A 15,313-nucleotide genomic window follows, 5' to 3' on the forward strand; every position below is an offset into this window, starting at 1 on the left:
CTAGTCTCCCTGTGAATCCGTGTCGTTTTTCTTCTGCTGGCGACCCAGTTCACGCACGGTCATCACACCGATACCCGCCACCAGGCCGACGACGCCACCCAGCAAACCGACTGCGCTTGCCGACACGGTGCCGCCCTCTTTCAGGTTGACGTCTGGTTTCGCGGCGCGCGGCGTAGGGTTATCCACATGCGCAAGCTGGGAGATGCCTTTGTGAAAGCCAACCCCTTCTTCGTTACAGCCGTAGCACGGGTGACCAATGGCAACGGGCCAGACACCACCTACATCGCAAAACTGCAACGTTGAGCAGTTGCCCCAGGTTTCCGGGCCTTTGCAACCTAAGTGGTACAAGCACCAGCCTTCACGATGCCCCTGATCGCCGTACGCTTTCGCAAAGCGCCCGGCGTCAAAATGCGGTCGACGTTCGCAGTGCTCGTGAATTAAGCGTCCGTAGGCAAAGCGGGGACGGTTTTTGGCGTCAAGCGCCGGAGGTTTGCCGAAGGTGATGATATGCGCCACCGTGGCAAGGAAGTTTTGTGGGTTCGGCGGACAGCCGGGAATGTTGATCACCGTTTTGCCAGGCAGCACCTCTTGCAGGCTGACGGCACCGGTCGGGTTAACGCCCGCCGCCGCCACGCCGCCCCAGGCGGCACAGGAGCCAATAGCGATAATCGCCGCCGCGTTTTCTGCCGCTTTACGTATATGATCGACAATCGGTTCGCCGGCGACCATGCAGTAAACCCCGCCGTCTTTCATCGGAATCGAGCCATCGACCACCAACACGTACTGGCCTTTATACTGCTCCAGCGCCCGGTGTTTATTCTCTTCAACCTGGTGACCAAACGCGGCAGAAAGCACTTCGTGGTATTCCAGCGAAATGGTTTCCAGCACAAGGTTTTCTACGGTGGGGTGCGTCGCGCGAAGCAGAGATTCAGTACAGCCTGTGCACTCCTGCGCGCCAATCCAGATAACGGGTGGGCGCTGAGGGTGACTGACAGCTTCGGCCATTTCGGCAGCGGCTTTACCGCTTAACCCCATGGTCGCCGCCAGTGCAGCACACAGTTTCATAAAATCACGACGGCTCACGCCATGAGACGCAAATTGTTGGTTCTCTCCTGCCATTTATTGTTATCCCTTAGCCTGGACTAGGATTATTCTCCACCCATTGGGCAGATGAATGCTGCGATCGCCCCGACAAATAATCACATAAAAAACAAGGGTATTATGCAAAAAGGCGGAGAGTGTTGCAGTAGTCACAGAAAAATGAGGGGCTTAGGGGCACAAAACGGCAAAAAAAATGAAAGTCACCCTCGACAAAAGTGACCTTCACAAAAGAGAACTACATTTTGAGCAAAGCTTATTTTTAGATTTCGAGACGGTAACCCGCCATAAAAAATCGGATCACAGTGCTGGAGTGACTCTCGCGAAAGAAATCCATCACCATGTCCTTATCCAGCCCGTAGCGACGCGTAAGAATGCCTGCTTCCCACGCGCTGAGTTGACGATCGCCGGTTTTTTCAAACATACGATGCGAAAACCCGAGTACAAAACCACACTTATAGTCCGGGCAGAAATGCGCCACGTTACTGGCGCTGTCCGCCTGCGCCGCATTCAGCCCGGCCATCAAGCCTTTACCAAAATGGTTGTCCATCGTTATCACCCCCACAAGCGCTATATAAAAAATTATATAACTATCTTCCGTGGCGGCGATAGCGCTGATTAAAACGCGACCCACTCATCCGAAGAGGTTGATGCTTTACGCGATCCTCCGCGTGATAAATCCGGTTTTACCAGCGCGGTGGCCGCAGGTTTCTGCTGCTCGTCACTGGAAAGGCGGAACTGCTGAACGGAACGCTGCAACTCTTCGGTCTGGCGCTCCAGCGCGGCGGCGGCGGCGGAAATCTCTTCCACCAGCGCGGCGTTCTGCTGCGTTACGCTGTCCATCTGGGTAATCGCCACGCCCACCTGAGAGATGCCTTTGCTCTGTTCATCCGTCGCAGAAGCGATCTCTTTCATAATGGTGGTCACTTCTCTCACCGAACGCAAAATGCTTTCCATGGTGGTGCCGGTGTCATTGACCAGTTTCGCGCCTTTCTCCACGCGGGAAACGGAATCCGCGATCAGCGTTTCGATCTCTTTCGCTGCGCCGGCACTGCGGCTGGCGAGGTTACGCACCTCACCCGCAACCACTGCGAAACCACGACCTTGCTCACCCGCACGCGCGGCTTCCACGGCGGCGTTAAGCGCAAGAATGTTGGTCTGGAAAGCGATGCTGTTAATCACGTTGGTGATTTCGGCGATTTTCTTCGAGCTGTCGGAGATGCCATCCATTGTGCTGATCACTTCTTTTACCAGCGCGCCGCCTTTGCTGGCGGTGGTCGACGCCACTTCTGCCAGTTCGCTTGCCTGGTTGGCGTTATCCGCGTTCAGTTTTACCGTTGAGGTCAGCTCTTCCATGCTGGCAGCGGTTTGTTCCAGTGCGGCGGCCTGCTCTTCCGTGCGGGAAGAGAGATCGTTATTACCGGTAGAGATCTCGGACGCGCCACGCCAGATATTCTCGCTGCCGTGGCGGATGCTGCTCACCGCTTCGCGCAGGCTATCCTGCATTGCTAACAGCAGCGGGATCACCTGCCCTACGCAGTTGCGCCCCATATCTTCCAGCGGCTGGCTGAGATCGCCCTGCGCCATCAAACGGAAGTGCGCGCGAATGCGGTTCAGCGGTTTCACTAGCATGGCGACCAGATAGCGGTCGGTGAACAGCAGGATCAGCAAGCCAATCACCATCGCAGTAATAATCGCGACGCGCGTGGTGCTGGTGCGCGCATCGACCATCACACGTGTTTCATCGAGGCTGCTGCTGGCCGCTTTATTAAAACTTTCTGTCGCCGTACCAAAGCTGCGGCTCAAACCCGGCGTAACATTATTGGCCTGCTGGCGGTACGCGTCTGGCGTACCTTGCTGCGCCAGCTGCATCTGTGGAGTTACCCCTTGATCCAGCAGCGCCTGCCAGGCGGCAATCACTTGTTCAGATACTTTGGGATCCATCGGGCCCGGCGATACGGCTTTAAACTCCGTCAATTTACGCGACATGGTATCCAGCGCCTGTTGCACCGGTGCCATATCTGGCGAGCCACCCGCAGCTTTGGCTTCCATCACACGGCTAAGACGAGTAACAAATCGGAAGTACTGATCATTACCCTGGCTAAGAAGGGTCATTTGCGTCACCAGCTGGCGATCAACGTCATTGCCATCAGCGACTTTTGACAGAGAAAAAACACTATATAAGCCGACGCCAGACCACAGCACACCGAAGATCCCGAGGATCACCAGCATCACGGCTCGTATAGTAAAGTTACGAAGCATATTCATAATATTGTCCTTGCGGTAATGGTGCTTTCTCGCCTGCGGGCGAGAGTTATCTCCATTTATCGGCAAGGTGCGGAAAATATTAAATGTCTGGCTAAAAATTTTTGTATGAGAACAGCGTTGACCTTTTCTCCTTCCTCTGCCGCTTGAGTCGCCGCTAAAACGCTTATTCTGCTAACTTTACTTCAGCATGAATTTTGTTAACAGAATTGCAAGCCGCTTATAAAAAAGCGCATAACAAGATGATAATAAAAGATATTTATTTTTATGAATCTATTATCAAAAGAGCCATAAATATCTCAATTGCGGGAGAGCTCAATTATTAAAACGCCGTGCCACAAAATTAAAAACCACAATTATCAAATAAGTTCATCAGCGGATGACAATATTAAAAAAACGACTGAACAGAGCGATAATAGTTATTATCACCGTTTGAAAAACACCGATAAATATCACTAATCATTGGCCAGAAAAGTCAAAAAAATAAGAGTTAAGTAACCTTTAAACACCTGTGAAGTGATGTTAAAAAAGATGTTTTTTTACGCAACACAACCCGATAGTCAGGCAGCTAACGGTGCAGGGTGAAAGGGTAAAACCCAGTCATATAGAGCTCTGTAAAGGTACGGCACCTTACGCACTTTGCCATGCCCTGCGTTAGCGGTTAGGGCAAAACCTCCACAGAGGATTATTTTTGTATACATTGATAAATATTATGAATAGCCCGCAACGATTTATGTCGCGCCGATTTTTTAGCCGCTTTCCCAGGAATTTTCGCAGAAAGAACGGGAGCCTAACGTAAATTAAAGACGCGCTTTTGCCTGCCAGTAAAAGCCAGAAAACCAAAGGCATTGCGTTAATTATCGATTCTTCTGCATTTACGACGTAAAAACCTGGTAAGTATGGCTTATGCCGTTAACTCACACAGATAAATAAACACAATGCGACATATTCATCTTTTTTATGTTTTCCGGCATCCCTGCCAGTGCAGCAGCCGCTAGGTGAGATACGTTTTGAACCAATCGAGGGTGCGTTGCCAGGCCAATTCGGCGGCGGCTTTATCGTATCGGGGCGTCGAATCGTTGTGAAACCCGTGGTTAACGCCGGGATAAACCCACGCTTCATAAACTTTTCGATGGGCCTTTAACGCCTGCTCATAAGCAGGCCAGCCGTCGTTGATGTTCTTGTCCAGCGCCGCGTAATGCAGCAATAGCGGCGCGTTGATTTTCGCAACATCCGCCGCTGGAGGCTGTCGGCCATAAAAAGGTACCGCGCACGCCAGTTCAGGGTAAGCCACCGCCGCTGCGTTTGACACGCCGCCGCCATAGCAAAAACCGGTAATCCCCACTTTTCCCGTCGCCTGCGGATGCTTTTGCATAAACTCAATGGCGGCAAAAAAATCATTCATCAGCTTTGTCGGGTCAACTTTCTGCTGCAATGCGCGACCTTCATCATCGTTACCGGGATAGCCGCCCACAGAACTTAAACCATCCGGTGCCAGCGCTATATAGCCTGCTTTGGCGACGCGGCGAGCCACATCTTCGATATACGGGTTCAGCCCGCGATTTTCATGTACCACCACCACTGCCGGCACGTTGCCCTGCGTTTTTGTCGGTTTGACCAGGTAGCCACGCACATCGCCATGCCCGTTCGGCGACGGATAAGTGATGTATTCAGGATGAATGTCCGGATCGGTAAATTCCACCTGCGTTGCCAGCGCGTAGTTCGGTTTCAAGAGATTGAACAGCGCCAGCGCCGTCATGCCGCCCACCGCATATTTGCCCGCCAGCTGTAAAAATTCTCGCTTATTGATCTTGCCGTGTGCGTAGTAGTCGTAGTAATCGAGCAACTCCTGCGGGAAATCTTTCGCCGTTAACCGCGTCATCGTTTATCTCCGTCTTTGTATGCCTCTCTAAGCAAAGCATAGCGCTCCGCTTTTCGCTCAAAAAACACCCAGACACAACCTCATCTTTTGATGTGCAGAAAACAGACGTAAGATAGAAACGTTGTTTCGAATTTTCATCGATAAGATTAAAAAGAAAGGAGACATCATGCCTGGCTTCGCCAACCCGAATCGCTACGAACAGATGCAGTACCGCTACTGCGGCAAAAGCGGCTTGCAACTGCCCGCGCTTTCTCTCGGTTTGTGGCACAGTTTTGGTCACGGGCACGCCCTGGATTCACAGCGCGCCTTACTGCGAAAAGCATTTTCCCTCGGCATTACCCACTTTGATTTAGCCAATAACTACGGGCCGCCAGCCGGCAGCGCGGAGGAAAATTTTGGCCGCTTGCTGCGTGAGGATTTTGCCGCATACCGCGACGAAATCCTTATCTCCACCAAAGCCGGTTACGATATGTGGCCAGGTCCGTACGGTTCCGGCGGTTCACGTAAGTATCTGCTCGCCAGCCTCGACCAGAGCCTGAAGCGAATGGGCGTTGAGTACGTTGATATCTTTTATTCGCATCGGGTTGATGAAAAAACGCCAATGGAAGAGACGGCATCTGCGCTGGCGCAGGCGGTACAGAGCGGTAAAGCGCTGTATGTCGGCATCTCTTCCTATTCCACCGAACGTACACAACAAATGGCAGCCCTGCTGCGCGAGTGGAAAATCCCGCTGCTTATCCATCAGCCCTCTTACAACCTGCTGAACCGCTGGGTGGATAAAACCGGCCTGCTGGATACGCTGGAAGATAATGGCGTGGGTTGCATCGCCTTTACCCCGCTGGCACAAGGGCTGCTGACCGGCAAATACCTGAACGGCATTCCGGAAGGGTCACGTATGCAGCGTGAAGGCAAAAAAGTGCGTGGTCTGACGGAGAAAATGCTGACAGAGAGCAACCTCAACAGCTTGCGCTTACTCAATGACATGGCGCAGCGCCGTGGACAGTCGATGGCGCAAATGGCGCTGAGCTGGCTGCTAAAAGATGCGCGGGTCACGTCGGTGCTGATTGGCGCAAGCCGTCCGGAACAGCTGGAAGAGAACGTTCAGGCGTTGAACAACCTGAGTTTTAGTCGCGAGGAGTTAGCGCAAATCGACAAGCACGTTGCCGATGGTGAGCTGAATCTGTGGCAGGCTTCTTCAGATAAGTAAAACGGTAATGCCGGGCGGCAGAACGCGGCCCGGCAATAAACTCAGTGTTGGTGGCGGGTTAATCGGTCCAGGTAGCCCATCACAAAAGCGGAAAGCACAAACGTCAGGTGGATAATCACATACCACATCAGCTTGTTATCCGGGACGTTTTTGGCATCCATAAACACGCGCAGCAGATGAATCGACGAAATGGCAACAATCGACGCCGCCACTTTGTTTTTCAGCGATGTGGCGTCCATTTTGCCAAGCCAGTTCAACTTCTCTTTATGCTCGGCGATATCGAGCTGCGAGACGAAATTTTCATAGCCGGAAAACATCACCATCACCAGCAAACCACCCACCAGCGTCATATCCACCAGCGACAGCAGTGTCAGGATCAAATCCGCTTCCGCCAGATTGAAGATATTGGGCAGGACGTGAAAAATCTCCTGGAAGAATTTTACCGTCAGCGCAAGCAGGGCGAGGGAGAGGCCGAAGTAAACAGGGGCGAGCAACCAGCGCGAAGCGTACATTGCGTTTTCCAGAAAGCGTTCCATGTTGCGTAAAGTCTCTTCAGATTGCTAAACCGGCGTTCAGTATATCCCAGCCAGGCAAACAATTTGCAACACTAAAGCAACACGGCGCTACACCTCTTCGGGATTGACCCAGGGACGTTGGTTCTCTGGCCATACCAGCACGACCAACGCGGGATACGCTTCCATACTGAATTCACGAAAACACTGGCGCAGGTTGAGCACATCCAGATCCGAATGCGGTACTTTTTCACCATTTACGCAGCGCTTTTTTATATTATCGTAATACTTATACACCGCTGAATTGAGATCGCTGCAGCGACGCTGCGCTTCAAATAACCCAGGCGTACTATTTAATTCCGCCATATTCATGCGCTTAATTGTCGCATGAAGAAAATCTATATATTCATGATTAACGCGCCAGTACCACACTGGAGTAATCGCATTCATTAACGCGGAGAAATGATCTTCCCCCTCCTCTTTTGACAACGGTTGCGGTGGTAAAGGCGGATTGTCAATTTCACTAAGGGGAGCTTTTTTATTGTACTCACGCATCAATAAAAGAACGCCGCCCGTCAGCAGCAATAAAGCAATAACAGAATAAAAAATACTGTTCATGAGCAGGCTCCTTTTTTTTGATTTTAAAAGTGCGCCATGATATTGTCAACGAACCTCACGCCTGAACACCCTCTTCCCTGTTGATATTAAAGGACATTGGAAATGCTTCCCGAGAATCTTGTCCCGGCACGATTTCACATTTCTGCCGTTGAAACCAAGCCTGGAGAAGAAGGAAAAGAGCCTAATTTAACTCAGGGTAAAAGAACACTCGCTGAACATGCTAACGATATATTAGCGAATGCCAACCGTACCGGGCAGTCGAGAAATATGCTGCTGGAAGAACGCGACCGCCATATAAAAGAGCGGCTATTGCGTGTGGTAAAAATCGAGACCTTCGCGCGTTTACTTAATGATTTACAAGCGGAAGGCGAGATAGATGCCCAAACATTAAGCCAAATAATTGCGGATAAAACTCAGCAAATAAATGAAGCAGGTAATGAGATTTGGCTTAACCTCATTACCCGAGAAAAAGATACGCCAATGTTTTATAAGTTCGGGGATGAATAACGTGAACGAGGTCGATAATAATAACGTTTATTTAGCTTTGGAAGAGAAAAAAAGCGATGAATTTATCTTAAAGCAAAATAAAGAAGCCCTGATATTAAGTAAAAACGAGACTATTCAGCGAATCGCGCGTGAACTGGTTTCTATTCCTGCGGCGCTGGTGCGCCTGAAATGGCAGAACCGTCGCGAAATTTATCCGCTGCAGGTGAAAGAAGAGATTTATGGTGCGGTGATCGACGCCATCATCGCGCAAAAACCAGAATTACGGGACAAAATCATGGGTCGCCTGGAGGCGAACTATCAGTACATTCTGAGCCGCGAAACCGCGACGTTACGCCTGAGTCGCAAACTAAGCGATGGCGAATTCCGCACCTCGAATGTAACGACCGTGGCACTGGAAGAAGAAGCGGCGGCAAAGCGATCCGCCAACACAAAATAGCCCTTTACCTTTCCCTCGCTTGTACATCTTTGCCTCAAGATAATCCTGAATTAGTCTGCATTTTCAGCTCAGGCTTCTACCCTTAAGTACTCAACAACCGATATGGAGGGTACGTAATGGCGAATAACCAGACGAAAATGCAGGATCCCACCACGCAGTATTACACTGGCGAATACCCGAAACAGCGGCAACCAACGCCAGGCGTACAGTCGAAGATGGATCCCGTTCCCGACTGCGGCGAGAACAGCTACGTTGGTAGCGGGCGGCTAAAAGATCGCAAAGCGCTGGTGACCGGCGGCGATTCGGGCATTGGTCGCGCGGCGGCTATTGCCTATGCGCGCGAAGGCGCAGATGTCGCCATCAACTATTTGCCTGCGGAAGAGGAAGACGCGCAGCAGGTGAAGGCGCAAATCGAAGCCGCCGGGCGCAAAGCGGTGTTAATTCCCGGTGACCTGACCGATGAGTCTTTTGCCCGCTCTTTGCCGCACAAGGCAAAAGAGCAGCTTGGCGGGCTGGATATCCTGGCGCTGGTGGCAGGTAAACAGACTGCCGTGGAAGAGATTGCCAACCTGACAACGGAGCAATTTACCCAAACCTACACCGTTAACGTTTTTGCACTGTTCTGGATCACCCAGGAAGCCGTGCCGCTGCTGCCACCGGGCGGGAGCATCATCACCACCTCGTCTATTCAGGCGTATCAACCGAGCACGCATTTGCTGGATTACGCCTCAACCAAGGCGGCAATCCTCAATTACAGCCGGGGGCTGGCGAAGCAGGTCGCGGAAAAAGGGATTCGGGTTAACATCGTAGCCCCGGGACCAATCTGGACAGCGCTGCAAATTGCCGGGGGTCAGCCGCAGGAGAAACTGCCGCAGTTTGGCCAGCAAACGCCAATGAAGCGTGCCGGCCAGCCTGCGGAACTGGCACCGATTTATGTCTATCTGGCGAGCCAGGAATCAAGCTACGTTACCGCCGAAGTGCATGGCGTGACGGGCGGCGAGCACCTTGGATAACAGGCATAAAAAAAAGCTGGCATCCGCCAGCTTTTTTGTTGGGTTCGCGTTACTTCGCTTTCGCAACTTCCTCGCCCACCAGACCGATCTTCAGATATCCCGCCTGATGCAGCGTATCCATCACCTTCATCATTGTTTCGTAATCCACGGTTTTATCCGCGCGGAAGAAGATGGTGGTGTCTTTTTTACCTTCGGTTAGCGTATTCAGCGCGTTAACCATCGTTTCATCGGTAACCTGATCGTTACCAATAAACATGGTGTTATCTGCTTTTACCGACAGGTAAACAGGTTTTTCCGGGCGCGGTTGCGGCTGGCTGGTCGATGCCGGCAGGTTAACTTTTACATCAACCGTGGCAAGCGGCGCGGCCACCATAAAGATAATCAGCAGCACTAACATCACGTCGATAAACGGCGTGACGTTGATTTCGTGCATTTCGCCGTTATCGTCCAGGTTTTCATTAAGACGCATTGCCATGACGAATCAACCTACTCGTAATTTTTGCGCGGTGCGAACCGGCTGAGCGTTGCTGGCGGCCAGATCCAGATCGCGGCTTTGCAGCAGCAGAACCTGCGCGGCAACATCGCCAAGGATCGCTTTATAGCTGCCGATCATACGGGCGAAGATGTTGTAAATCACCACCGCCGGGATAGCTGCAACCAGGCCGATAGCCGTTGCCAGCAGCGCTTCCGCGATGCCCGGCGCGACAACCGCGAGGTTGGTGGTTTGCGTCTGCGCAATGCCGATGAAGCTGTTCATGATGCCCCAGACGGTACCAAACAGACCAATAAACGGCGAGATCGCGCCAATCGTTGCCAGATAGCCATTCCCGCGCCCCATATGGCGACCGGTGGCGGCAACGCGACGTTCCAGACGAAAACCGGTGCGCTCTTTAATGCCTTCGTTATCTTCGCTGCCGGCAGATAACTCCAGTTCGTTCTGGGCTTCGTTGATTAACATTGTGCTCAGGCTGCGGGCGTGGAAAGCGGAAGCAATTTCACTCGCCTGATCCAGAGAGCGGGCTTCAGCCAACTGCTGCTGCTCACGCTTGAGGCGGCGCTTGTGCGAAATCATCTCGACGCTTTTGCTGAAGAAAAGCGCCCACGTGACGACCGACGCCAGAATCAGGCCGATCATCACCACCTTCACAACGATGTCGGCATGCTGGTACATGCCCCACACGGATAGATCCGTCTGCATCAAATTATTACCCACAGTGTATCTCCGAGACGCAAATCACAAAATCTGTGCGCCATGATATCAAAAAGTCGTCGAATTGATAGTAGTTCTCATTAGTATTTGCAGAGTGCCTGAATTAAAAGTCATTTTCTTTGCGCTTACGCAGTAAACAGACACCATTGAACATTTTCTGGAAAAAATTCACTCACCGGCATAACACTGCGAGGCATCCGCCAACAATCATGGTAGTCTGGACATCCAGACGTATAAAAACAGGTTGAGCGAGAATGACAGCAAAGCATCTTGATACCGCTCTGGTTAACGCAGGGCGCAGCAAAAAATACACGCAAGGGTCGGTGAATAGCGTCATCCAGCGCGCCTCTTCACTGGTATTCGACACCGTTGAAGCCAAAAAACACGCGACGCGTAACCGAGCCAACGGCGAGCTGTTTTACGGGCGTCGCGGCACGCTCACGCACTTTTCGCTGCAAGACGCGATGTGCGAACTGGAAGGCGGCGCGGGCTGCGCGCTTTTCCCCTGCGGCGCGGCGGCGGTGGCAAACACCATTCTGGCGTTTGTTGAACAAGGTGATCATGTGTTGATGACCAATACCGCTTATGAACCCAGCCAGGATTTTTGCACCAAAATTCTCACCAAACTGGGTGTCACCACCAGTTGGTTCGACCCGATGATCGGCTCCAGCATCGTGCGGCTGATTCAGCCGAACACCAAAGTGGTGTTCCTGGAATCTCCCGGCTCAATCACCATGGAAGTCCACGATATTCCGGCGATTGTGCAGGCGGTGCGAAGCGTTGCGCCAGACGCCATCATTATGATCGACAATACCTGGGCGGCGGGCGTGCTGTTCAAGGCGCTGGAATTCGATATTGATATCTCCATTCAGGCAGCGACCAAATACCTGATTGGTCACTCCGACGGCATGATCGGTACGGCGGTGTCCAACGCCCGTTGTTGGGAACAACTGCGCGAAAACGCCTATTTGATGGGGCAAATGGTGGATGCCGACACGGCGTATATGACCAGCCGTGGCCTGCGTACGCTGGGCGTTCGTCTGCGTCAGCACCACGAAAGTAGCCTGAAAATTGCCGAATGGCTGGCGGCACATCCGCAGGTGGCGCGCGTGAATCACCCGGCGCTTCCCGGCAGTAAAGGCCACGAGTACTGGAAGCGGGATTTTAGCGGCAGCAGCGGCTTGTTTTCGTTTGTGCTCAATAAACGTCTGAACAATGAAGAGTTAGCGAACTACCTCGACCATTTTTCGCTGTTCAGCATGGCGTATTCGTGGGGCGGTTACGAGTCGTTGATACTCGCCAATCAGCCGGAGCAACTGGCGGCGATTCGCCCGGACGGCGAAGTGGATTTCACCGGCACATTAATCCGAGTGCACATTGGTTTAGAGAATGTTGACGATTTGATTGAGGATTTAGTGGCGGGCTTCCAGCGCATCGTGTAAACCAGGCTTACGGGCGTAAGTATTCAGAAAATTCTCGTTTCTTGCGCCCCCGATCAAGGTGTTTCAGGCGAACTGGAGTACAATAGCCTCCTCTACGCGGTTCCACGGGAAAGTCCATGGCTGTTATTCAAGATATTATTGCTGCGCTCTGGCATCACGACTTTGCTGCGCTGGCAAATCCACATGTTGTGGGTATTGTTTATTTAGTAATGTTTGCCACCCTCTTTTTAGAAAACGGCCTGCTTCCTGCTTCGTTTTTACCCGGTGACAGTTTGCTGCTGCTGGCTGGTGCGCTGATTGCGCGCGGCTGCATGGATTTCGTCGCGACGTTAGCCATCCTCACTTCCGCCGCCAGTCTCGGCTGTTGGCTGAGCTATATCCAGGGCAAATGGCTTGGTAATACGCGCGTGGTGAAAAGCTGGCTATCGCAGTTACCGGTGAAATATCACGAGCGGGCGACCTATATGTTTGACCGTCACGGTCTGCTGGCACTGCTGGCGGGGCGTTTCCTGGCCTTTATCCGCACTCTGCTGCCGACGATGGCGGGCATCTCCGGCCTCTCTAACCGCCGTTTCCAGTTATTTAACTGGCTGAGCGGGCTGCTGTGGGTCGGCGCGGTGACCTCGCTGGGCTACGCCATCAGCATGATCCCGTTTGTAAAACGCCATGAAGATCAGGTCATGACATTCCTGATGCTGCTGCCGGTGTTCCTGCTGGTGGTCGGCCTGGTTGGCGCCGTCACGGTAGTGCTGAAGAAAAAGTACTGCAACGCGTAACGCGTTTCCCCTCTTCGCCATGAAGAGGGGACGTTTTACATTCCCTGCATCATGCGAATTCTCGCCACATCTTCTCCCGGCGTCAGGCCAAAATAACGCTTAAACTCACGGCTGAATTGCGACGGGCTTTCATAGCCAACGCGCATGGCCGCCGCCCCGGCTTTCATACCATCATGCACCATTAACATGCGCGCTTTGTGCAGGCGGTAGGTTTTCAGGTATTGCAGCGGCGACGTGCTGGTCACCGATTTAAAGTTATGGTGAAACGCCGAGACGCTCATATTGGCTTCCGCCGCCAGTTGGTCAACGCTGAGGTTTTCCGTGTACTGGCTTTCAATGCGTTTGAGCACACGACTTATCAGGCTGAAATGGGTCTGGCGGCTAACTAACGCCAGCAGCGCCCCGCCGCGCGGCCCGGTTAGCACGTGGTAGAGCATTTCGCGGATAATCTGTTTGCCAAGGATACGCGCATCCAGCGGACGCTCCATCACATCCAGCAAACGCTCAGCGGCACAGAGGATCTCTTCTGAAAGCACTGCCGAATTAATGCCGCTTGCCGCCACATCCGGGCGAAAATGTTCATCTTCGCCGATATCCATCAACAGCTCCTGCAGTTGCAGGATATCGACATTCAAACGGATCCCCGCCAGCGGCACTTCCGGCGTGGCGAAGGTTTCACACTCAAACGGTAACGGCACGGTCAGCAGTAAATATTCATTGGTGTCATAACGAAAGACCCTTTCATTGATATAACCAATTTTGTGACCAGAAAAGAGAAAAACGATGCCCGGCTGATACATCACCGGCGTACGGGTTCCCGGTTGAGTACCGTACAGCAAGCGGATATCCGGCAGCAGTGCATTGAGCCTATTTTCATTCACTTTCAATAGTTTAATCTTTTCAGTGAGCTGCAGGCAAATCTCTTCACGCTTCATTTTTCGCCACTCCGGTAGACTATTTCGACCCGTACAGTGTGCAAATTTTTGGGCTTTTTCTCCAGCCACAAGGAGAAACAGGCAAGACATCGGCAGGAATGTGCATTGAGAGCGCGCGTGCCCGCGCCCACAATAGTCGCCATTGGGCAAAACACCGCCGCACTTTTTTCACCTCAATAAGAAGGGAACGAGCAATGAACAATTTTAATCTGCATACCCCGACCCGCATCCTGTTCGGCAAAGGTGCCATTGCCAATCTGCGTGAGCAAATCCCGACTGGCGCACGCGTGCTGATCACCTACGGTGGCGGCAGCGTGAAGAAAAACGGCGTGCTCGACCAGGTTTACAGCGCGCTGCAAGGGCTGGATGTACGCGAATTCAGCGGCATCGAACCGAACCCGACTTACGAAACGCTGATGAAAGCGGTACAGGTCGTTAAAGACGAAAACATCACCTTTCTGCTGGCGGTAGGCGGTGGTTCCGTGCTGGATGGCACCAAATTTATCGCTGCAGCGGCTCACTATGCCGAGGGCGTTGATCCATGGCATATCCTGCAAACACGCGGCGGCGAAATTAAAAGCGCCATCCCGATGGGTTCCGTGCTGACGCTGCCGGCAACCGGCTCCGAGTCCAACGCAGGCGCAGTGGTATCGCGTAAAGCGACCGGCGACAAACAGGCGTTCCACTCCCCGTTCGTTCAGCCGGTCTTTGCGGTGCTGGATCCGGTCTACACCTATACCCTGCCGCCGCGTCAGGTGGCGAACGGCGTGGTCGACGCCTTTGTTCATACCGTTGAGCAGTACGTCACTTATCCGGTTGATGGCAAAATTCAGGATCGCTTTGCCGAAGGTATTCTGCTGACGCTGATTGAAGAAGGCCCGAAAGCGTTGCAGGAGCCGGAAAACTACGACGTGCGTGCCAACGTGATGTGGGCGGCGACACAAGCGCTGAACGGCCTGATTGGCGCTGGCGTGCCGCAGGATTGGGCTACGCATATGCTGGGTCATGAACTGACCGCGATGCATGGTCTTGACCACGCCCAGACGCTGGCGGTGGTTCTGCCTGCGCTGTGGAATGAGAAGCGCGATACCAAACGCGAAAAACTGCTGCAATACGCAGAGCGCGTCTGGAACATCAAAGAAGGTTCCGATAACGAGCGCATTGACGCGGCTATCGAAGCCACGCGCAACTTCTTCGAGCAGATGGGCGTTCCGACCCGCCTTTCCGGTTATGGTCTGGACGGCAGTTCCATTCCGGCGCTGCTGGCGAAACTGGAAGAGCACGGCATGACGAAACTGGGCGAACGCCAGGATATCACGCTGGATGTGAGCCGTCGTATTTACGAAGCGGCACGTTAAGGTCTCATTGCCCCGCCTTCCGTTTTTGGTTTTTTCGACCACACTTAATGCACA

General features: G+C 52.8%; 16 protein-coding genes. 7 read left to right on the forward strand and 9 right to left on the reverse strand.

What is annotated here, in order from left to right; translation table 11 throughout:
* From hybO to yghX, 4 genes are all read right to left on the reverse strand, one after another.
* Entirely contained in the window at window positions 1-1,119 is a 1,119-nt protein-coding gene (hybO, locus tag AAIG26_RS14915) for a hydrogenase 2 small subunit (RefSeq protein ID WP_343180871.1), read from the reverse strand.
* Window positions 1,120-1,360: 241 nt separating this feature from the next.
* Window positions 1,361-1,648 carry a DUF2623 family protein gene (locus AAIG26_RS14920; protein WP_343180872.1) on the reverse strand — a complete coding sequence of 96 codons (288 nt, stop codon included), beginning with the start codon at window positions 1,646-1,648 and terminating at the stop codon, window positions 1,361-1,363.
* 68 nt (window positions 1,649-1,716) lie between these two features.
* On the reverse strand, window positions 1,717-3,366 hold the full coding sequence (locus tag AAIG26_RS14925; protein WP_020455255.1) for a methyl-accepting chemotaxis protein: 1,650 nt from the start codon (window positions 3,364-3,366) through the stop codon (window positions 1,717-1,719).
* Between the two features lie 991 nt (window positions 3,367-4,357).
* Window positions 4,358-5,245: a YghX family hydrolase gene (gene yghX, locus AAIG26_RS14930; protein WP_313625887.1), complete on the reverse strand. Its 888-nt coding sequence runs from the start codon at window positions 5,243-5,245 to the stop codon at window positions 4,358-4,360.
* A gap of 166 nt (window positions 5,246-5,411) precedes the next feature.
* On the opposite strand from yghX, the gene AAIG26_RS14935 reads away from it, so the two are divergent.
* Window positions 5,412-6,452 carry an aldo/keto reductase gene (locus tag AAIG26_RS14935; protein ID WP_097406063.1) on the forward strand — a complete coding sequence of 347 codons (1,041 nt, stop codon included), beginning with the start codon at window positions 5,412-5,414 and terminating at the stop codon, window positions 6,450-6,452.
* A gap of 41 nt (window positions 6,453-6,493) precedes the next feature.
* On the opposite strand, the gene AAIG26_RS14940 is transcribed toward AAIG26_RS14935, so the two are convergent.
* Together AAIG26_RS14940 and AAIG26_RS14945 are read right to left on the reverse strand one after the other, a co-directional pair.
* Window positions 6,494-6,988, reverse strand: a complete 495-nt coding sequence (locus AAIG26_RS14940; RefSeq protein WP_017457486.1) for a TIGR00645 family protein — start codon at window positions 6,986-6,988, stop codon at window positions 6,494-6,496.
* 87 nt (window positions 6,989-7,075) lie between these two features.
* On the reverse strand, window positions 7,076-7,582 hold the full coding sequence (locus AAIG26_RS14945) for a hypothetical protein (protein ID WP_017457485.1): 507 nt from the start codon (window positions 7,580-7,582) through the stop codon (window positions 7,076-7,078).
* Window positions 7,583-7,684: 102 nt separating this feature from the next.
* Between AAIG26_RS14945 and AAIG26_RS14950 the strand changes: the two genes are divergently transcribed.
* The 3 genes from AAIG26_RS14950 (at window position 7,685) to AAIG26_RS14960 (ending at window position 9,538) form a co-directional block, all read left to right on the forward strand.
* Entirely contained in the window at window positions 7,685-8,089 is a 405-nt protein-coding gene (locus tag AAIG26_RS14950) for a hypothetical protein (protein WP_020455259.1), read from the forward strand.
* Entirely contained in the window at window positions 8,082-8,525 is a 444-nt protein-coding gene (locus tag AAIG26_RS14955) for a hypothetical protein (RefSeq protein WP_020455260.1), read from the forward strand. The genes AAIG26_RS14950 and AAIG26_RS14955 overlap by 8 nt, the downstream gene beginning before the upstream one ends.
* Before the next feature lie 137 nt (window positions 8,526-8,662).
* Window positions 8,663-9,538, forward strand: a complete 876-nt coding sequence (locus AAIG26_RS14960) for an SDR family oxidoreductase (protein WP_170956330.1) — start codon at window positions 8,663-8,665, stop codon at window positions 9,536-9,538.
* A gap of 49 nt (window positions 9,539-9,587) precedes the next feature.
* On the opposite strand, the gene exbD is transcribed toward AAIG26_RS14960, so the two are convergent.
* Window positions 9,588-10,013 (reverse strand): TonB system transport protein ExbD, encoded by a 426-nt coding sequence (exbD, locus tag AAIG26_RS14965; protein WP_017457481.1) that lies wholly within the window; start codon window positions 10,011-10,013, stop codon window positions 9,588-9,590.
* A 6-nt stretch (window positions 10,014-10,019) separates the two neighbouring features.
* Window positions 10,020-10,751: a tol-pal system-associated acyl-CoA thioesterase gene (gene exbB / locus AAIG26_RS14970; protein WP_044489488.1), complete on the reverse strand. Its 732-nt coding sequence runs from the start codon at window positions 10,749-10,751 to the stop codon at window positions 10,020-10,022.
* Window positions 10,752-11,002: 251 nt separating this feature from the next.
* On the opposite strand from exbB, the gene metC reads away from it, so the two are divergent.
* Both metC and AAIG26_RS14980 read left to right on the forward strand, forming a co-directional pair.
* On the forward strand, window positions 11,003-12,190 hold the full coding sequence (metC, locus tag AAIG26_RS14975) for a cystathionine beta-lyase (protein ID WP_343180873.1): 1,188 nt from the start codon (window positions 11,003-11,005) through the stop codon (window positions 12,188-12,190).
* A gap of 116 nt (window positions 12,191-12,306) precedes the next feature.
* Window positions 12,307-12,966, forward strand: a complete 660-nt coding sequence (locus tag AAIG26_RS14980; RefSeq protein ID WP_343180874.1) for a DedA family protein — start codon at window positions 12,307-12,309, stop codon at window positions 12,964-12,966.
* A gap of 35 nt (window positions 12,967-13,001) precedes the next feature.
* Here AAIG26_RS14980 and AAIG26_RS14985 read toward each other — a convergent pair whose 3' ends face one another.
* Complete coding sequence (locus AAIG26_RS14985) at window positions 13,002-13,901, reverse strand: AraC family transcriptional regulator (RefSeq protein WP_343180875.1); 900 nt, start codon at window positions 13,899-13,901, stop codon at window positions 13,002-13,004.
* Between the two features lie 194 nt (window positions 13,902-14,095).
* Here AAIG26_RS14985 and yqhD point away from each other — a divergent pair, with 194 nt between their 5' ends.
* A complete protein-coding gene (gene yqhD / locus AAIG26_RS14990) occupies window positions 14,096-15,259 on the forward strand; it encodes an alcohol dehydrogenase (RefSeq protein WP_313625877.1) in 1,164 nt (387 codons plus the stop codon).
* Window positions 15,260-15,313 lie beyond the last annotated feature (54 nt).

It is taken from the genome of Kosakonia sp. PSU_27 (assembly GCF_039409795.1).
Lineage (GTDB): Bacteria > Pseudomonadota > Gammaproteobacteria > Enterobacterales > Enterobacteriaceae > Kosakonia.